Annotated in this window: 23 protein-coding genes and 1 tRNA gene; 9 read left to right on the plus strand and 15 right to left on the minus strand. The window is 47.3% G+C overall.

The features are described 5' to 3' along the window. The first annotated feature begins 105 nt into the window (after nt 1-105). Nucleotides 106-975, plus strand: a complete 870-nt coding sequence (locus QUA74_RS27385; protein ID WP_333335354.1) for a Uma2 family endonuclease — start codon at nt 106-108, stop codon at nt 973-975. Nucleotides 976-1,012: 37 nt separating this feature from the next. On the opposite strand, the gene QUA74_RS27390 is transcribed toward QUA74_RS27385, so the two are convergent. The 4 genes from QUA74_RS27390 to QUA74_RS27405 form a co-directional block, all read right to left on the minus strand. Next, nucleotides 1,013-1,294 carry a type II toxin-antitoxin system RelE/ParE family toxin gene (locus QUA74_RS27390; RefSeq protein WP_172191064.1) on the minus strand — a complete coding sequence of 94 codons (282 nt, stop codon included), beginning with the start codon at nt 1,292-1,294 and terminating at the stop codon, nt 1,013-1,015. Then, complete coding sequence (locus QUA74_RS27395; protein WP_096831014.1) at nt 1,294-1,518, minus strand: hypothetical protein; 225 nt, start codon at nt 1,516-1,518, stop codon at nt 1,294-1,296. Before QUA74_RS27395 ends, QUA74_RS27390 begins: the two co-directional genes overlap by 1 nt. 410 nt (nt 1,519-1,928) lie before the next feature. Continuing rightward, nucleotides 1,929-3,656, minus strand: a complete 1,728-nt coding sequence (locus tag QUA74_RS27400; protein WP_333335356.1) for a succinate dehydrogenase/fumarate reductase flavoprotein subunit — start codon at nt 3,654-3,656, stop codon at nt 1,929-1,931. 129 nt (nt 3,657-3,785) lie between these two features. Continuing rightward, a complete protein-coding gene (locus QUA74_RS27405) occupies nt 3,786-4,100 on the minus strand; it encodes a hypothetical protein (protein WP_333335359.1) in 315 nt (104 codons plus the stop codon). A 417-nt stretch (nt 4,101-4,517) separates the two neighbouring features. Between QUA74_RS27405 and QUA74_RS27410 the strand changes: the two genes are divergently transcribed. Continuing rightward, nucleotides 4,518-5,243: a lysophospholipid acyltransferase family protein gene (locus QUA74_RS27410; protein WP_333335362.1), complete on the plus strand. Its 726-nt coding sequence runs from the start codon at nt 4,518-4,520 to the stop codon at nt 5,241-5,243. A gap of 86 nt (nt 5,244-5,329) precedes the next feature. Then, a complete protein-coding gene (locus QUA74_RS27415; protein WP_333335365.1) occupies nt 5,330-6,151 on the plus strand; it encodes an alpha/beta hydrolase in 822 nt (273 codons plus the stop codon). Nucleotides 6,152-6,310: 159 nt separating this feature from the next. Here QUA74_RS27415 and QUA74_RS27420 read toward each other — a convergent pair whose 3' ends face one another. The 8 genes from QUA74_RS27420 to nadA all read right to left on the minus strand — a co-directional run bounded on the left by QUA74_RS27420 (nt 6,311) and on the right by nadA (nt 12,808). Continuing rightward, nucleotides 6,311-7,027: a DUF2996 domain-containing protein gene (locus QUA74_RS27420; RefSeq protein WP_333335368.1), complete on the minus strand. Its 717-nt coding sequence runs from the start codon at nt 7,025-7,027 to the stop codon at nt 6,311-6,313. Nucleotides 7,028-7,208: 181 nt separating this feature from the next. After that, nucleotides 7,209-8,096: a hypothetical protein gene (locus QUA74_RS27425; protein WP_333335370.1), complete on the minus strand. Its 888-nt coding sequence runs from the start codon at nt 8,094-8,096 to the stop codon at nt 7,209-7,211. A 138-nt stretch (nt 8,097-8,234) separates the two neighbouring features. After that, nucleotides 8,235-8,789 carry a hypothetical protein gene (locus QUA74_RS27430; protein WP_333335373.1) on the minus strand — a complete coding sequence of 185 codons (555 nt, stop codon included), beginning with the start codon at nt 8,787-8,789 and terminating at the stop codon, nt 8,235-8,237. 336 nt (nt 8,790-9,125) lie between these two features. Then, nucleotides 9,126-9,242: a photosystem I reaction center subunit VIII gene (locus tag QUA74_RS27435; protein WP_333335376.1), complete on the minus strand. Its 117-nt coding sequence runs from the start codon at nt 9,240-9,242 to the stop codon at nt 9,126-9,128. Nucleotides 9,243-9,299: 57 nt separating this feature from the next. Beyond that, a complete protein-coding gene (locus tag QUA74_RS27440) occupies nt 9,300-9,809 on the minus strand; it encodes a photosystem I reaction center protein subunit XI (protein ID WP_333335378.1) in 510 nt (169 codons plus the stop codon). A 114-nt stretch (nt 9,810-9,923) separates the two neighbouring features. Next, nucleotides 9,924-10,640, minus strand: a complete 717-nt coding sequence (locus QUA74_RS27445) for a TIGR04283 family arsenosugar biosynthesis glycosyltransferase (protein WP_333335381.1) — start codon at nt 10,638-10,640, stop codon at nt 9,924-9,926. A 412-nt stretch (nt 10,641-11,052) separates the two neighbouring features. Continuing rightward, on the minus strand, nt 11,053-11,670 hold the full coding sequence (locus QUA74_RS27450) for a TIGR04282 family arsenosugar biosynthesis glycosyltransferase (protein ID WP_333335384.1): 618 nt from the start codon (nt 11,668-11,670) through the stop codon (nt 11,053-11,055). 169 nt (nt 11,671-11,839) lie between these two features. Then, a complete protein-coding gene (gene nadA / locus QUA74_RS27455; RefSeq protein WP_333335387.1) occupies nt 11,840-12,808 on the minus strand; it encodes a quinolinate synthase NadA in 969 nt (322 codons plus the stop codon). Between the two features lie 211 nt (nt 12,809-13,019). On the opposite strand from nadA, the gene QUA74_RS27460 reads away from it, so the two are divergent. Then, a complete protein-coding gene (locus QUA74_RS27460) occupies nt 13,020-13,937 on the plus strand; it encodes a TIGR04168 family protein (protein WP_333335390.1) in 918 nt (305 codons plus the stop codon). Nucleotides 13,938-13,971: 34 nt separating this feature from the next. Next, nucleotides 13,972-14,056, plus strand: a tRNA-Ser gene (locus QUA74_RS27465). Nucleotides 14,057-14,325: 269 nt separating this feature from the next. Here QUA74_RS27465 and QUA74_RS27470 read toward each other — a convergent pair. Together QUA74_RS27470 and QUA74_RS27475 are read right to left on the minus strand one after the other, a co-directional pair. Next, nucleotides 14,326-14,706 (minus strand): translation initiation factor, encoded by a 381-nt coding sequence (locus QUA74_RS27470; RefSeq protein ID WP_333335393.1) that lies wholly within the window; start codon nt 14,704-14,706, stop codon nt 14,326-14,328. A 108-nt stretch (nt 14,707-14,814) separates the two neighbouring features. Then, nucleotides 14,815-15,318: a hypothetical protein gene (locus QUA74_RS27475; protein ID WP_333335396.1), complete on the minus strand. Its 504-nt coding sequence runs from the start codon at nt 15,316-15,318 to the stop codon at nt 14,815-14,817. 285 nt (nt 15,319-15,603) lie between these two features. Here QUA74_RS27475 and QUA74_RS27480 point away from each other — a divergent pair, with 285 nt between their 5' ends. Next, nucleotides 15,604-15,837, plus strand: coding sequence for a hypothetical protein (locus QUA74_RS27480; protein WP_333335398.1), 234 nt, complete (start codon nt 15,604-15,606; stop codon nt 15,835-15,837). Further along, entirely contained in the window at nt 15,834-16,352 is a 519-nt protein-coding gene (locus tag QUA74_RS27485; RefSeq protein WP_333335401.1) for a pentapeptide repeat-containing protein, read from the plus strand. The genes QUA74_RS27480 and QUA74_RS27485 overlap by 4 nt, the downstream gene beginning before the upstream one ends. 255 nt (nt 16,353-16,607) lie before the next feature. Here QUA74_RS27485 and QUA74_RS27490 read toward each other — a convergent pair whose 3' ends face one another. Next, nucleotides 16,608-16,730: a hypothetical protein gene (locus QUA74_RS27490; protein WP_006633228.1), complete on the minus strand. Its 123-nt coding sequence runs from the start codon at nt 16,728-16,730 to the stop codon at nt 16,608-16,610. Between the two features lie 20 nt (nt 16,731-16,750). Here QUA74_RS27490 and QUA74_RS27495 point away from each other — a divergent pair, with 20 nt between their 5' ends. Both QUA74_RS27495 and QUA74_RS27500 read left to right on the plus strand, forming a co-directional pair. Next, entirely contained in the window at nt 16,751-17,362 is a 612-nt protein-coding gene (locus tag QUA74_RS27495; RefSeq protein ID WP_333335403.1) for a DNA-3-methyladenine glycosylase, read from the plus strand. A 49-nt stretch (nt 17,363-17,411) separates the two neighbouring features. After that, nucleotides 17,412-17,711, plus strand: a complete 300-nt coding sequence (locus QUA74_RS27500) for a hypothetical protein (RefSeq protein WP_333027404.1) — start codon at nt 17,412-17,414, stop codon at nt 17,709-17,711. The last annotated feature ends 105 nt before the right edge of the window (nt 17,712-17,816 follow it).

Below are 17,816 nucleotides of genomic sequence, written 5' to 3' on the forward strand. Positions count from 1 at the left end.
TTGCACACGCGGAGCGTTCAAACCATTCAAAGTCTTTCTCTGTCGAGGTTTTAGGCTTTTTCGGCAAGCCCTAATTACCAATTATGTAAGACCTCGGAGGGAATTATGACTACTAGCGTTAACCGCGTTGTTCTACCTCCTGCTTTTCCAGACCACACTCAATTACCAGACTCCGACGGTACTTTTGTAAAAAATTTTCAGGAGCATCCGCAAAGTTTAATTTTAACTGATTCGATCGGCCCGATTTTGCAGGAGCGGCATCCAGACGGACAATATGCCATCGGTCAAGACTGCGGCATTTACTGGCGAGAAACTGAACCGGCGGAACAAGGTGCAGAAGCTCCTGATTGGTTTTACGTTCCGAATGTACCTCCTAACATTGACGGTCAAATTCGGCGTTCCTACGTGCTGTGGCGGGAACACATAGCACCCTTAATTGCTTTGGAATTTGCCAGCGGGAACGGGGATGAAGAGCGCGATCGTACTCCTTTATCTCGCACCGATGAAGGGGTAGTCACTAAACCTGGAAAGTTTTGGGTTTACGAACGGGTGATGCGAATTCCCTATTACGGCATCTACCAAGTTAATAATGGCAGATTAGAAGTTTATCGGTTGATTGACGGGTATTATCAACTGTTAGAACTCAATCAGCGCGGTCATTTTCCCATTGCACCTTTAGGCGTAGAATTGGGACTTTGGCAAGGCAGTTATCAAAATCAAACCATGCTTTGGCTGCGCTGGTGGGACGAGGAAGGTAATTTGCTGTTGATTGGCGATGAAAGAGCCGAATTGGAGAGATTGCGAGGGGAACAACAGCGGGAAAGGGCCGAGAGTGCAGAACAGGCACGACAAGCTGAATTTCACACAAGAAGGGATGCAATTCCCCGGTTATTGGGAATGGGTTTGAGTGTCGAACAAGTGGCGGAGGCGTTAAGTTTATCCGTGGAGGAAGTGACGGAGAATGCTGGAGAGTGAGATAGTGAGAGAGAATTGGGGAAAAGGGCGATCGGTCTTAATAGACTTCATCATGAGAACCCATTTTGAGCAATAAAATCGCTTCCTCCTCATCTTCTGGATCGGTCACAAACTCAAATAAAATCCGATAATCATAATCTATTGAACACGACCAGATACCCGATAAATCTCCTGTCAGTTTGTGAGTTCGCAAGCTGGGGTTAAAGCAGTCTTCAGACAAAAGTTCAAGCGTAGCTTCAATTAAAAGGCGAAGCTGAGGATTTTTACGAACTAACTTTTTGAAAGTACGAATAGATTTGGGAGTCCAACCAATTTTCATCAATCATCCAACTCCGCCATAAAATCGGCTACCGACCCAAATTTAACATTGCCCTCAGCATACTCTTGACGAACTTCTGCCACTTCCTTGAGTAATTCATTTCGTCGCTGTTGTCGCAGACGATTCTGAAGAATATCTAGAAGCATGGCTTGATCTTCTAATGATAAAACTTCTACAGCTTCAAGAGCTTGCTGGAATTGAGATGTCTGTGTCGTTTTACTCATATATTATTTTGAACAGTTTAGAAAATCGCTGATCGGTGCGGTATAACTCTAAAAGATTCGGCATTATGCCCCATAAAAGCAGTATAACACTGCCTTATTTACAGTTATATCCCAGAGTTGAATAAACGGCAAACTCAGTAGATTGTGTTTACTTGAATTATCAATTTTTGGATGGTGGGGGCGGGTTTTATAATTGGTTCGTGGGTGTTAAATATTTTGGTGAACCCGCCCCTACAGAAGTTACGCTCGATCAATATATTTCAAGAATCACAAACCCCGATTTATTTTTCCCTGTGCCTCAGTCATTTTTAAGATGATTTTCAAATTAATTATAACTCATTTTAGGCGGCATCTCCGTCAATAAAACGCTAGTTTGCCAGGGATTAAAATCCCTGGCTTTTTTCGATATATTAATACTTCCTCTCCTGTGGCTCAAACATCGTAATCGCCACCGGCATATAAGCCAAATCAATCCCTGCAGGCGAATAATACGCCATTGTATGCTTCAAGAAATTCCCATCATCGCGCTCAGTAAAATCTTCCCGCGAATGAGCTCCCCGACTTTCCTGCCGGTTCAAAGCAGAAGTTAAAATCATTTTCCCGACAATTATCAAACTCCGCAACTCCAAAGCTTCCACAATTTCCGTATTCCACAACTTGCCTTTATCGTCTAAGTAAACCTCCTCATATTGTCGCTCTAAATCATCCAATTTCTTTAAACCTTCCTGCATCAATTCGGCGCTACGAAATACGCCACAATACTCAGTCATAGTATCTTGATACTGCTGCCGGATTTGATTGATGCGGTATTTTCCCGGACGTTCTAAAAGTGCCTGAATTTGCTCTTTTGCTTCCGCAATATAACGCTGTTCGTCTATGGCAGGCAACTTGCGATTTTGTACGAATCGTGCTATGGTTGCGCCAGTAACTTTGCCATAAACTACGCATTCTAACAGCGAATTGCTGCCCAAACGGTTGGCACCGTGAACTGACACGCAAGCTGCTTCGCCGGCTGCAAAGAAACCGTCTACCAAACTGTCAGGACTGCTGCGAACTTGCCCGCTAACATTAGTAGGAATTCCCCCCATTGAATAGTGAACGGTAGGACGCACGGGCATGGGCTGATTTACGGCATCAATTCCTAACAAACGGTGGGCTTCTTCCCAAGCAAAAGGAATTTTGCTCATAATTTTTTCGCGTCCCATGTGCCGTAAATCGAGGTAGATAAAGGGGCCGCCGGCACTACCATCAACATTAATTCCTCGGCCGGCGCGAATTTCTATGGAAATTGACCGCGATGTGATATCTCTGGGCGCTAATTCCATTCGCGACGGCGCATAATTCGCCATAAATCGATCGCCCTCTGAATTAATCAAATAAGCGCCTTCGCCCCGCACAGCCTCGGAAATCAACACTCCCACGGGATACAAACCCGTCGGGTGAAACTGTACGAATTCCATATCTTCCAGCGGCAATCCAGCTAAAGCCGTCATCGCCAAACCGTCTCCGGTGGAGGCGTAATCGTTCGAGGTGGTGTTGTAAACTCGGCCGTAACCGCCCGTGGCAAACATCACCGCCTTAGCACGGACAACCTCAATTTGACCGTCTAGAAGGCGGTACATAACTACCCCCTTGGCTTGGCCTTCTTCCAAAATCAGGCGCGTGACATACCACTCCTGATAGATGTGAACTCCGCAGCGGCGCAGATTGTTGACTAATTCGTGGAGGATGGCGTGACCGGTTTTGTCGGCGGCGTAGCAGGTGCGGCGGTGGGAATGTCCGCCGAAAGCGCGCTGGGCAATTCTGCCGTCTGGGAGGCGGGAGAAGAGGACTCCCATGTGTTCTAAATCTATGACTACACCGGGTGCTTCGCGGGTGAGGATTTCTACCGCGTCTTGGTCGGCTAAATAGTCTGAACCTTTTACTGTGTCGAAGGCGTGGGCTTTCCAACTGTCTTCTGGATCGACATTTTGGAGGCTGGAGGCCATGCCACCTTGGGCTGCGACGGAGTGCGATCGAATCGGGTGAGTTTTGGCGACGACAGCTACCTTTAAACTGGGGTCAGTCCGAGCAATTTCTACTGCGGCGCGGCAACCTGCTAAACCGCCGCCTACAATGATTACGTCGTGTTCTAGCATTTTTTTTAATTATTTTGAGTGTTGTGCTCAACTTATGGTGACGCAAAAAAAAACTTCCTACCAAAAGAGCGGGAAGTTTTTTAACTTTTGATTTTCCATTCAAATCAAAAGTTAAAATCTCAAATTGGACTAGCCGGCGCTTTCGACAGACTGCTGAGTAGACTGATTTCCCGTTGCAGAAGGTTGAGTTTCCGTGCCGGGCTCTACGGCAAGCACTTCAATGTTATTTAGCAGAGTTGTAACGAAAGCAAACAGCAAGAAGGGCAGAGACAGCACTAAAATCAAGCCGACGGTAGCCAAGGCGTAGATTTGGCGGGCGCTACTCCACAAGGCGAGTGCCGACGCTAGACTTAGGAAGATGACTATCAGCCAAACAATGATTTGACCGTAAATGTCGCCAAAGGTGAGGGTACATTTAAGGCGATAGTTTTGGATGTTATTCATTTGATGCCTCGCGAGATTGCTATTACGACTTGTCCAAAAATACTTTGACAGTGCGTTAATGCCCACTGTAAATTTCTAAGTTTAGCTGTCGCAACTTGGTTTTGGGGTTGTTGTAAACATTCTTTAATAAGTTGCCACAACACTTGATAAATTTTTGCTTCTGAGGGGGGATTTCTGCCGACACAGTTGACGATCGCACTCGCCCGGCCTAGAAACCGGGTTTTTTACTGTTTTGGCGGGCCCACTTGAAGTAAACGCGCCAAAAAACCAAGGTGATGACTGCCTATGCGTCCAGGATTACGAAACAAACGCATAAGGGGAAAGTCTACTTTTTGAGGGAGCCCCGACTTGGTAAAGAAATGTTAAGCTACATGGGAATAGAATCAACCTTTATAGCGTCCCACCTGTCTTTGGCCCATGTTTTCAGAGAGCAAATTGCTGATTTCGCGCTGTTTCCTGGCTGGTTTGGGAACGCAGATGTTTCTGTACCGCGAAGACCGGATTCCCCAGGAGAGTCCGGTGCTGGTGGTGAGCAATCACCGCAGTTTCTTAGATCCTGTGCTGCTGACGGCGGCTTTGGGTCGATCGATCCGCTTTGCTTGTCATCATTACATGGGTCAAGTTCCGGTGATGAGGGAAGTGGTCACGACTTTCGGCGCTTTCCCCTTGGAAGGACCCGAGCACCGACAGCAGCATTTTTTCTCTCAAGCGACAGCGCTCCTGCAAGGCGGGGCGATGGTGGGGGTGTTTCCAGAGGGTGCAGAACCGATGGTGAAGTTAACTGGGCCCAATACTGTGGGGAAGTTTCAGCGGGGATTTGCTCATTTGGCTTTGCGGGCGCCGGTGCGGGATTTGGCGGTTTTGCCGGTGGCGATTAGTTCTTTTGAGGAAAAGTCGGTACGATCGGGTGTACCCCTCAAGTTGTTGAGTTTTTTTGATCCTTCGGAACCACTGTTCGATCAATCTGGGTGGCATCCTATGATAATTTATCAGCGAGTTAATGTTTTAATCGGCCGACCTTACTGGATTACTGTCGAGAGACAGCAGCAATATCGAGGCAAAAAAGCCAAAGCAGTTGTTGCTGAACTCACAGAGCACTGTCAGGGGGAAATTGCAGAATTACTCCAACGAGGGTGTTTGTAAGCTGGTTGACTGTTGAGTGTTGGCTGTAGGCTGGTGTCAGATTTCCAATTCTTTAATCTAAAATCTAAAATCGATTGACTTGAATCATGGCAAAAGCTAACAATAAGGTTCGTTTCCTAACCCCCAAACCCCCAAAACCAGATCGCCCTTTATTTGTATTTTTGCCCGGTATGGACGGGGGCGGTTTGCTGCTGCGCTCCCAAATTCCTAAATTAGCCAATCATTTCGACATTCGTTGCTTAACTTTACCTGCGGACGATAGGCCTAGTTGGGATGTACTGGTTGGGGAAACAATTGCCTTAATTGAAGCCGAAAAGCAAGCCGGAAAGCAGCAGCGACCGGTTTATCTGTGCGGCGAGTCATTTGGGGGCTGTTTAGCGATGAAAGTTGTGTTAAAAGCTCCTCAATTGTGCGATCGATTAATGTTAGTCAATCCCGCTTCTTCGTTTCGACAGCAGCCTTGGGTGCAGTGGGGCTCGTACCTGACTCAGTGGCTGCCGGCCAACCTTTATCCGCTGTCGGTAATCGGTTTATTGCCGATATTAGCATCATTAGGAAAGATTGGGCGCGACGATCGGCGAGCTTTGCTAGAAGCGATGCAAGCAGTACCGCAAAATACGTCTGTGTGGAGATTGGCGTTAGTGCGATCGTTTAATGTGGACGAAAATCAGTTGCGTGGCATCAAACAGCCGACGCTAGTAATTGCTAGCGGTGCCGATCGGCTGCTGCCTTCTTTAGCAGAAGCGAAGCTTTTAGTCAAGGTAATTCCCAAGGCTCAAATGGTGCTGCTGGCTAACAGCGGTCATGCTTGTTTGTTAGAAACCGATGTTGACCTTTTTGCGATTATGCAAGCTCGCAATTTTTTGACCAAATCCGAAGAAAATCTGTCATTAGTCAGCAGTCATTAGTTAATAGTCATTAGATATGACTTCTCACTATTGAGTCAGTCGGGGCAAAATTAGAGATTGGGCGATCGGTAAAGTTCCTATCCCAATTAACCCGCCCTCACACTCATTAGTAACTACCTAAATACCAGCCACTAATGACTAATAACTAATGACTAATAACTAATTAAGATTTAGCCATTTTTGAGCGTTAAGTCGCTGGACGACGCCAAAGACCATGAGGTCGAGTGTTACCTTGCGCTCATCTATCAAAAAAGGCTCTAAAGTGCTAGTTTTGGTATTATTTTCAGCGCAGGAAAACGCCCTTTGACTTTGAATATTTTCTTGAGGAAAATACAGGTTAAATTGGCGCTGACCTTCTTGAAATTTACCAATTACCTGCCAGCAATCGCCGGCGGAACTCATGCCCGCAATGGGGAGTTTTTGCTTTGCCAAACTCACCTCTAAATCCTTAACGCCCTGCTTAGTCAAAGCAGTTTGCAAAGCGGGCAAATAATCTTGTTGAATAAATTCCGCAAAGGGCTTGTCTTCAACAGCAGGTGCTTTTTCCTTTTTAGCTTTAGCTGGGGGCTTGTCGCCTTCGGCCTTGGCTGGGGGCTTTTTAGCAGCCGGCTCAGGCTTGTCAGTGCTGGGAAAGTCGGTTGTCTCGGCTGTGTCGGTACTCGGAGCGTGCTCGATCGAAGCACTGGGAGTTTCCGATTCTCCAGCGGTAGGATTTTGCGGTTCTTTCTTGGCTGCGGGTTTTTTAGCAGTCGGCTGAGGCTTGTCAGTGCTGGGAAAGTCGGTTGTCTCGGCTGTGTCGGTACTCGGGGCGTGCTCGATCGAAGCACTGGGAGTTTCCGATTCTCCAGCGGTAGGATTTTGCGGTTCTTCTGGCATTAACGGTTCCTTTTAAAAGTGATCGGTAAAAGGAGTTGTGAGTGCAGGTGCGGGCGATCGACTTTTTTGATCGCCGAAACTTTTTATCGAAAACCAACCTGAGAAAATTGCGATTCAAAAAAATTTGAACTCAACACACTCAGGGCGATCACCGGCAAAGATCACAACTCCTTTGGTTATTCTAAATCTCAGCGACAGCTCGTTCAATCAAACGGCGGGCGAGAGTTTGAACACCAGTGTGTTCGTAGTAGTTGGTAGTCATGTCGAGGAATGCGCCCACGTAGTCCACCTTGTCAGCAGAAATTTCTACAAAACTCTGCAAGTGGCCGAGTACGTTTTGAGGAGTCAAACCTCGATCGCTCACAAAAGAGCTCATCCAGCCAGAAACCGAGTTAAAGCTTTCGCCAATAAAGCCGAGTTGGCCGGCGGGAGAGCCCCCTGGAATCATGCCACCGATCGACTTAAAGGCCTGATTATCTTGCAAATCGTTTGGGGAGAGCTTTTGAATCCAAGACTGAGTTGCCATGATAAAGTCCGGGCCCAGGGGAATCAAACCGTCAAAACAAACCAAAGCAGCCATCCGCATCAGGGATTCGCCGCCGTAGTCGCCCAAGGAAGCAGCAAAATCGCCGATGCTGTCGCCGGGAAGGCCGTTAATTTGGCAAAAAGCCAGCAACTCAACGACTAACTTCAAAGAAAGGTCGATCGTTTGAGCTTTTTCCGGCTTGGGAGTGAGATTGCCCAGCAGGGACAAAAACGGCACATTTTGGGAGACTTTGTTAGCGAGGGCGGCAGTGCCCAAAGCCTTGTCGGTACTGTCAATAGTTTGGTAAAGCCAGAGAGCGCGTTGATAGCCCTGAGACTTATCGTTGAAGAGGTAGATGGCGCGCTCGCCAATTTGCTGAATCAGTTCTTCGTCTGTTTCGCCAGTAACGGTGCGAATGGTATTTTCAAAGCCAACTAAATTGTTCCACTCACCGGGAACCACAAAGTCAAGCGCTCGCAGGGCTTTGACAGTCATGTTGTCTTGAGGCAGTTGATCGACTAATTCAAAGACTGTTTTGCTCACAAAAAACTCCTTTTGCTGGAACTGGAATCAAAGGTATTACTTTTGGCAGATGCCAAGAACTTCACAGTCTCATTCGGGCAGACTTCGTGGTGATAGCGCCAGACTTGAGTCGGGCGCGGAGTTTGACAAAAGACGTTGCTACTTGAGGCGGGCGAGGCCGCCCAGGTTAAATTTTGACAGCCAAGCTTCCCTATCGCTCGCGGTAAAAGAGGGACTGCGTGATTGAACTTTCACCTGATAGCGATTTGCCACTAAAACAGCGGTACCATTAGCACCCTGATTAACGACGGGATAGCCACTGATTTGCTTGGTACTTTGCTTAAATTTTGCACCTGCGCTGGGGTTGCCGGCGATGTCGTTAATCGAGAGCACCGCGACATTTTTACCGTCTTTGTTCAACTTAGCTTCAGCAAAACCAGATTTTTCTTGAGCAAAAACGCGATCGAATCCGCCGCCAGAAGACGGGAAGTATTTATTTAACTTACCGCCTGCAACTGCCTTCTTGGGCAGGTTTTGATTACTAGCACTTGATTTATCAGCAGTTGTCTGCTTGGCTTTAGCAGGTTTTTGGGTGCTTTCCTCCTGGGCTTTGTCCCAGCGTGATGGGGCTTGGGTTTGACCGCAGGCGGTCACTAACAGCAGGACCGAGATCAGGAATGGAGCTAAGATGCGGCGTGCGGGGAAAAATTGCATCGCTGTCTCCTCATTAGTAGGTTTCCATAACAATTGTCGCTTAGAATTTGGCAATTTGTGTGCTCTGATGGATGATTTGTCTTCTTTGCAAAAAAATCCTCTGCCTGCAGGCAGAGGATTTTTTTGCAATTACGAGTTTTGAAGGAAGAAAACTGAAAGATTGCTCCACAGATAAATTCTGGGGATGGGGGTAAAGAAACTAAGTTTTCTGATAGCCAGCAATCTCAAAACAATTTTTGCTGATTTTCCCTAGATTTATCGAGAAATTTCAGAGCAATTGTTGATCAATCGTCTTACTTCGGCTTTCCAACTTAGGTCTTACTTTAGGGGTAAGGATCAGGCGTCGCTTTCAATGTAGATAAACAACAAACCCATTACCACAACGGGCATCACCCAGGTAATTAGGGGAATCATGATCCAAGGCAAGAAAGAAGCAGCGTAGGAACCTGTCATATCAAATTCTCCAAACTAAAGTTAGTGTGTTGCAACAGGGATATTTGGGAGTGAAGCCTAATTGTTGACTAAACCCCGGAAAATGGCATCGAGGCCATTAAAGTTTTCGAGTAAGAAGTAGGCAAGAAAGACGCCGCCCATGCCACCAATGAAGAAACCAGCGGTATACTGGCTCCACCCTTCAGAATTTCTGAGGGCATCGGGGGTCATGGGATTAGCGCTAGGGTAGCTGGTGTTGTCTTGTTTAAAAGAGACTAAACCGTAAAGAGACAGACCTATTGTGCCAAGCAGAACTAAGACGAGGGCTGTATATAAGCCGCCGAGATTAGCTGCTTCTGGATAATCCCGCAGCGGTCCGAAGACGATTTGGGGGCCGATGAGGAAATAACCGTGTGCCAAACCGATTTCTAGACCTCGAACTAGGGGCGAGAGTCCTTTGCGGTAGATGGGCAAGTTCCCAATGAATGCTTTGGTGAAATCAGAAGCACTGATGGGGGTGGCTAGATGACCCGTGAAGGGGTCGCCGTTAAAGGGTTTAATAAGCTCTGCATCTCTGGGATCTGCCATATTCTGTTTGTCCTCGCAGTTTAATAAAGTTGAGGCGTTCAAGTCATATTTTACGCAGGGACGTGTTTCCTATTTACATAATTAACGGCGAGCTTTAGAAAAGTTCACTATTCTTTAGTTTTTGGAAGAATTTTTCTTTTGCCTCTTATACCAGAAAGCGAGTCGATCGGGCGACACTCCGAGGAAATAAGCGATGATTACTATTTGATTGATGGCGGTGGTTTTGATGACCCCAAGCTGCTGCCAGCGGCGGGCGGATGTCAGCACTGGCTGGGGTACTATTTCGATGTGGCCTTGTTTTTTCAACCGGCGCACGAATTCAAAGTCTTCCATGAGGGGCAAGTCGGGAAAACCGCCGATTTTGTCAAAGGTAGCTGCGTTGAGGAAAATAGCTTGATCGCCGTAGGGCATTTGCAGAAAGTTCGATCGCCAGTTTACCCCTGTTTCTACCAACCGGAGGCTGAGACTGCGGGCGTCAATCTTGAGTTCAAAGGCTCCCGCTACCGTACAGGGGTTAGCTAGTACCCGACGCGCGCAAGAGTCGTACCTGCGAGGCAACAGAGTGTCTGCGTGGAGAAACAGCAACATCTCTCCAGTTGCTGCGGCGGCACCTGCATTCATTTGGGTGGCCCGGCCTGGGGCGGTGGAGATAACTCGGACGCCCAAAGATTTTGCTATATCTGTAGTACCGTCGGTGCTGCCACCGTCGGCGACAATTATTTCGACATTTTGGGCCTCAAGGGCGGTGGAGATGACTGAGGCAATTGTAGGTGCTTCGTTTAAGACTGGAATGATAATGGAAATTTTGATATTGGGATTTTTTGGCGACATACAGAATTAAGCAGCCCGTGAGAGAGAGCGGATTTTGTACAAAGCTGATTTTGCCCCTTTTTGACCCCGGGCTCGCCCCTACATTTGGTCTTAAGGTGGGAGAGTTTGGTAAAAAACTCAGCTATTAGTTGCTCATGTTTTACACCGGGCCTGCGCCTACATTGGGCTTTCCTGTGGCAGGGCGGCTTTTGTACAAAGCTGATCTGTTAGTTGCTAATTTTGTTGGTATTTTTTGGCTGCTTCTCGCGCCTGGGACTATTGTCCCAAGCGCTGTCTAACTGCTACTGATATTCAGCATTTGGTTAGACAAATACAATTACTATATTATGACTTTGTGGTTTCACGATCAAGTAGTTTTATCTAATTAAATATGACGATTTATAATAATTAAAACAAATTAAATAGAGTTTAGTTATTTCAATATATTAATATCTAAACCGAGGAGATCTTCTGGTCTATCGATATCTGCAAGAGTGGGAAGATAAGCAATAGTGAGGTCTAGCTTTTGGGCGATCGCCCGCGTACAAGCCAATACTTGACTGCTTCCCCAGTGAATGCCATCGAACAATTCCGGTATCGATCGCCGCAGCCCGATCAGATAATAACCTCCGTCTTTTGCCGGACCCAAAACTAAATCGTGCTTGCTCAATTCCTCAAAAGCTTGTGCCATGATTTCTGCTTTCAAACCCGGACAATCAGTGCCGATAATTGCAGTTTTCTCAACCCCTGAATTAAAAGACTTTTGAAACGCTGCTGTCATTCTCGCGCCCAAATCACCGTCTATTTGATTTTCACAAAAAATATCACTTCCCAGCCACTCTTGCATCAGTTGTGGACTGCCACCGGCTCGATGAATTTCTACCGATAATCGGCGGGATTTTTGGAGAGAGAGAGCGCAGGCGATCGTCCGTTGGGCCATCAAGCGGTGAAGGTTGGCAGCGCCTGTTTTTCCCAGCACCGGAATTAGTCGAGTTTTGGTTGTTCCCGGTTCTGGATAGCGGGTGAAAACAATCAGTTTTTCGGACATCATTTATCGTGGTTCAGGAGTTTTAAAGGTAAGCACCGCAGAGGAAGAGAAGAGAAAGAGTGGACAACTGATTCACAGATTGCCGATCCATGTTGGTGGGTTAGGCAATGATTTAATTTAATCGCCGCGCCAAACCCACCACACAATAAATTTACTTAAAAATAGCCAGCGGTTAGCTCATTTCTAGCATTCGCTGGATCGGCTGCAAGGCTGCTAGTTGAATATCTAGGGGCATGGTAATTTCGGGGGTTTGATTTTTTAGGGAGAGATACAATTTTTCCAAGGTATTTAATCTCATGTGCGGGCATTCGTTGCAAGCACAGTTATTATTGGTTGAAGGAGCGGGAATAAAGCGTTTGTGCGGAGCTTGCTTTTGCATTTGGTGAATGATTCCCGGTTCAGTCGCAACAATAAAAGCTTGGCTGGAACTAGCTTGAGAGTATTTGAGCAAAGCGGTGGTGGAGCCGATGTAATTGGCGTGGCGCAGCACGGGAGGTTCGCATTCTGGGTGAGCAATTATTTCGGCTTCGGGATTTTCGATTTTGAGTTGAACTATCTTTTTTTCTGAGAAGTTTTCGTGAACGATGCAGGCTCCTTGCCAGATTTCCATCTTTCTACCAGTTTGTTCCATGACGTAGCGGCCGAGATTGCGATCGGGCCCAAAAATTATCGGCTGATTTTCTGGAATTTGGTTGACAATTTTAACCGCGTTAGAACTGGTGCAAATTATATCGCTCATTGCCTTAATTGCGGCGGTACAATTAATGTAGGAAATTACTAAATGTCTTGGTCGATCGGCTTTGAAAGCTGCAAAGGCTTCGGGAGGGCAACTGTCGGCGAGGGAACACCCAGCATTTAAGTCTGGCAACAATACTAATTTGTCGGGATTGAGAATTTTTGCGGTTTCAGCCATGAAATGAACTCCGGCAAAAACTATGACATCGGCGCTGGTGTTAGCGGCTTTGCGGGAAAGTTCTAGGGAGTCGCCAATGAAGTCTGCGATGTCTTGAATCTCGGAGTCTTGGTAATAGTGGGCGAGAATGACGGCGTTCAACTCTTGTTTGAGGGCGTTAATGGCTGCAAACAAGTCGTCGGGCAGTCGGGTTTGAGTAAAGTTCGGAGCAGGTGCGGTGGTAAACACAGTTAGAATATTCCGGGGAAGGTGGCGAAGACAGCTAAAGTGTATTTTGAATTATAGTTGAATTCACCAAAAAGTGCTGGCTGTTCAGTGGAGCCAATCTAAAATCTCCAATCTCCAATCCAAAATATGCTGCGGGAGAGTGCAAAAATTGGTCGCTGTTTCCTATGCTGAGTAAGAAGGGGCTAGGGATCGATCGCACATGACAAATCACATGAATAAAGCTAAATCTATCAAAATTGCGGTGGTGGGGGACGTTCACGATCACTGGGAACCTGAAGACGGCGAGGCCCTCAAGCATCTGGGCGTGGATTTGGTGCTGTTTGTGGGGGATTATGGTAATGAGTCGGTGGAGGTGGTGCGGGCGATCGCCCAATTGGACATCGCGAAAGCAGCGGTGTTTGGGAACCACGATGCTTGGTACACGGCGACAGAGTGGGGCCGCAGTCAGTGTCCTTACGATCGTACTCAAGAAAATTGGGTAAAACAGCAGTTAGATTTAATGGGGGAAGCTCACGTCGGTTACGGGAAACGGGATTTTCCAGAATTGGGCGTAACTGTAGTGGGAAGCCGCCCGTTTACTTGGGGGGGATCGGAGTGGAAGTACGGGGATTTTTACTCGGAGTGGTTTGGGGTAGAAAGTTTTGAGGAGTCGGCGCGGCGCATAGCAGGGGCTGCGGCGGATGCCAATTGCGAAAATGTGATTTTTTTGGGTCACACGGGCCCTACGGGGTTAGGAGAGGCTCCTGAAGACCCCTGTGGGCGAGATTGGAAGCCGTTGGGAGGAGATTGGGGCGACCCGGATTTTGCGGAGGCGATCGATCGAACTCGGAGTTCTGGGAAGCACATACCTCTGGTAACTTTTGGTCATATGCACCACAAACTGCGGCACACGAAGCACGAGTTGCGGAAGTCGCTGGAGGTGAGTGCGGAGGGTACAGTTTATTTGAATGCGGCCAGCGTACCGCGAATTGTGGAGAGAGAGTGCTCGAAATTGCGGAATTTCTCGATCGTCCTGCTGGAAAATGGAGCAGTGTCGGAAGTGTCTCTGGTATGGGTAGGCGAAGATTTCGCGGTAGAAAGAGAACAAATTCTTTATCGCCGCACTGAATCTGCGGCTATTTGTAGTTAGAGACATTTGCTGGTATGATAAAATTTATGCACCGGGAGAGGTGGCAGAGTGGTCGAATGCGCCTGACTTGAAATCAGGTGAACCGCAAGGTTCCGTGGGTTCAAATCCCACCCTCTCCGTTTAACAATTTTCTTGTCCGTTAAGGGTTTCATATCATTTCCGGTTACACCGGAATGATGTTGACTGTTGACTGTTGACTGTTCACTGTCAACAGTCAACAGTCAACTCGAATTTACTATTCCGATGCTAAGGGATTTGATATCAGATTCTCTATCCCCTCAAGAGTTCCCTTTTCCGCTCATCTTTCGCTCACTCTTGGTATTTCCCCAAAAAAAACACCCCCGTAGGAGTGCTGTTGCTTACCAGGTAATTTTTCTAGCTAACTGACTCAACTAAACTCTTCGTCATCCGCTGGGTCGCCGTAGGGGTCTTCGCTGGCCGGACTAACGTTACCGAACATTCCAGCATCCGCTACGTAGTCTGCGGGGTCGCCGTAGGGGTCTTCGCTGGCTGGAGTCACGTTGCCGTACTGTCCGTAGTCGGTACCGGCGTAGTCTGCCGGGTCGCCGTAGGGGTCTTGGCTGGCAGGAGTCACGTTGCCGTACTCTCCGTACTCAGCCGGGTCGCCGTAGGGGTCTTCGCTGGCTGGAGTCACGTTGCCGTACTGTCCCGGATTTGAGGGATCTTCGTAATTGCCCTCAGCATCGACTTGATCGCCGTCTGGTCCGAGGATCGCATTTTTTATATTCCGCAAAAATCCATCTACCATGATAAAGTTCCTCTTTTTTATGTGTTGAAAAATGGTTGTTTTAGATTGGGAATCCTAGATTTAATTGAAAATCAGGGAACCTGCAATCTAAAATCTCAAATGCTTAGACTACTGTGCCGGAACAGGACTTGTAGCTTCGGGCAAGGTAGTAAGGTCTCGACCGGTATTTTGGTTGTTGTACCCCTGGAATTCGCGGTAACGGGCTGCCTCGGACTCCGGAACTTTAATTCCTTCAGGGGGGGGCGTTACCCAGACCGGGCGATTCTGAGCATCGCGGTAGTAAACGCGACCGTTTTTGGAAAGGTAATGTTTTCCCTGCGGCCCCTTTTCTTGTTTATTTTTGTACTGATTGTAGATGTAGTAAAGGGCGGCTGCTCCTGCTAAAGTAATCCCTACTTTTTGAGCATTGTTCAGTCCTTTTTTTGCTTGTGGCGAAGGAGTGGAGCCCCGATTAGTTTGCACTCCTCCAGCGCGAGTGTTGTCAACAGGACGCGGGGGAGGGGAACTTTCCTGGCTAGAACCGCAAGCACTCACAAAGGGAAAGGTCAGCAGCGTTGTCAGCAGCAGAGCCATGAAGCGCGATCTTTTAGGTTCGGATTTGATTGTGTTCATTGCCGCTCCGAATGGTCGGGATTATAGGTAGGGTGTGTTCTGGTGAGGTTGAGGAGCCTGACCTGCTGCCAACAATTTTTAGAGTAAATTAATTTCTCAAAGCAATTTGGACAAAAAAGTAGTTGCTGAGAACTTAATAGGGCAGGTACAGTATTGCGTTTGTACCTTAATTATCCTCAAGTCTGTCGAAAATTTCCTCTTTCCAGGGATATAAATAAAGTTTCTTTTATTTCAGTCTGCAGGTATATGCCAATGCGCTCCCTTGGGTAGCAATAAATTGCTTTTGTGGACGGCTCAAAGCGAAGTGAAGCAGACGGACGGGATGAGTCGGAAACTCAAAGCAGCACTGGCGAGGGAAAGGAGCCGGGATTTATAAGTCCGGCGTGTTTAATTGCGCCGGACTGCTTGACTCAGATGCCGACAATTTTGTTGGGGAAATTCTGGAGAGGTCGATCGCCCTACTGTAGCAATAGATTAACCGCAAAAGAAAGCTACGAAAGCTTTTCAGAAGTTTTATGAAATTTAAAAATTTACTTACTGCTGCTTTGTCGATCGCAGTTATATTTACTGCGGTCAAATATATACAGGCTTCAACTCAACAAAACCAAGTCAAGCAATTACTGGAAACCAAGCAATGTCCAGAATGCAATTTCAGCAAGGCCAACTTGAAGGGACTTGACTTACAAGGATTTAACTTGCAGGGCGCGAACCTCGAAGGTGCTAATTTGTCAGGAACAAAATTAGCCAATGCCAACCTAAAAAATGCTAACTTAAATAAAGCCAACCTGACGGGAGCTGATTTGGGCTGTGGTGGCATCACTTTCAACCTTGAGGCTAATGAAAAAGAAGCAAATATGGATTTTAATGTCACCGCTGTTCCAGAACAGAATAACCCAGAAAATGCAGTAGTGGGTTTCAATATGAAAGCAACGGAGCAAGGAGCGACAATGCGTTTCAACCTGATGGGATGCGCTGATTTCTCAAATGCTAGCTTGCAAGAAGCTAAAATGCCCGATGGCAAAATTCACCCTTAGAGAAACTAGCAAATAAAACAACCTCTCATCATAGAAAGTCCGCAGTTACGAACTCATCTCCTTCTTCTTCTCTTCTCTTTTCTTCCTTCGCGTACTTCGCGCCTTCGCGGTTCAATAAATAATTCAATATTCTTCCACTGCGTTGCGGGCGCAAGGACATATAATTGCTTGACAACTGTTCCGCTAAAACAAAACAAAACCGCCGCCTGACTGACAGGCGGCGGTTTTTTTAAGCAACTAACTGCACGCCTAAAATTAGTGAGCAGAACCGTTACCGTGATACTTGTCCGTGTCGTAGAATCCGTTTTTTGTGCCGAAGAACAGACAGCAAACCGTGAAAACTGCTGTCAATACTGCTAAAACTAACTTAACGTCCATAATTTACCTGCTGTTGTTGAGTGAGTGCAAATACTCAGATTGTAGAATCTTTTTGGCTGGCGCGGCCATCTACCAGCGTAGCGCCAGATTTGCTGGGCTGTACTCTGGTGCGGCAGTTTCCTGACGGCGAGACGATTCGGGGAATTATCGTGGAAACCGAAGCTTACGGCCCCGGAGACCCCGCTTGTCACGCTTATCGGCTGCGAACTCCTCGCAATGAGGTGATGTTCGGGCCTGCTGGTATGAGCTACGTTTACCTAATCTACGGGGTGTATCATTGTTTCAATGTCGTGACGGATGCAGAGGGAGTTGCTAGTGGTGTGCTGATTCGAGCTTTGCAGCTAGATGCGTTTCCCAAAGCCTTCTCGCACATCCCCGAAAAAAAGCGATCGCGCCTCGCCGCCGGGCCTGGGAAACTGTGTAAGGTGCTGGATATCGATCGAACTTTAAGCGGTTTTCCCTTGGGTGCAGGCCAACCGCTGCGGTTGGAACACCGGAGCGAGCAATTTCAGCAAGCTGTGGAGGAGGGTACAATAAATTTTGTGCAAACTACGCGGATCGGGATTTCTCAAGGAATGGATTTGCCTTGGCGGTGGTATGTAGGGAACTCTACCGCTGTGTCACAACTCTAGTAATCTCAAAGGTATCAGTGTAAATTTTGTCGCTTATCTTAGTGAAATTATGGCTTACTCTTCTGAAAACCCGATCGTACAACTCAAGAAATGCCTAACCCTGGTTCAGGATGTTAGCACTCACACCGAAGCCAACCGGGCCTTCGAGCAATTGTGCGGGATTATCGATGCTGAAAATCCAATGGCGGCGCAACTTTTGGAGATGTTGTGGGAAGAAGCAATTATGGCAAGGCGATCGGCTTTATTTTGGCAACAAATGAGCGATGTTGAGAAAGATATGGCTAATAGAATGATGGAAAATATGACGCAGATGCGGCAGAATTATTTGCGGTTGATGCAGGAAATGTAGACAGTAATTGCTAAGTCCGTGTTTGTAATGAGGACTTTAGTCCAATGGCACTGAAAAAGGCTTAATCACGCCCGCAGTTTAGCTTTCAAGACAGAGCGAGGTTCC

Origin of the sequence: Microcoleus sp. LAD1_D3 (assembly GCF_036702135.1) — a bacterium.
Taxonomy (GTDB): Bacteria; Cyanobacteriota; Cyanobacteriia; order Cyanobacteriales; family Microcoleaceae; genus Microcoleus.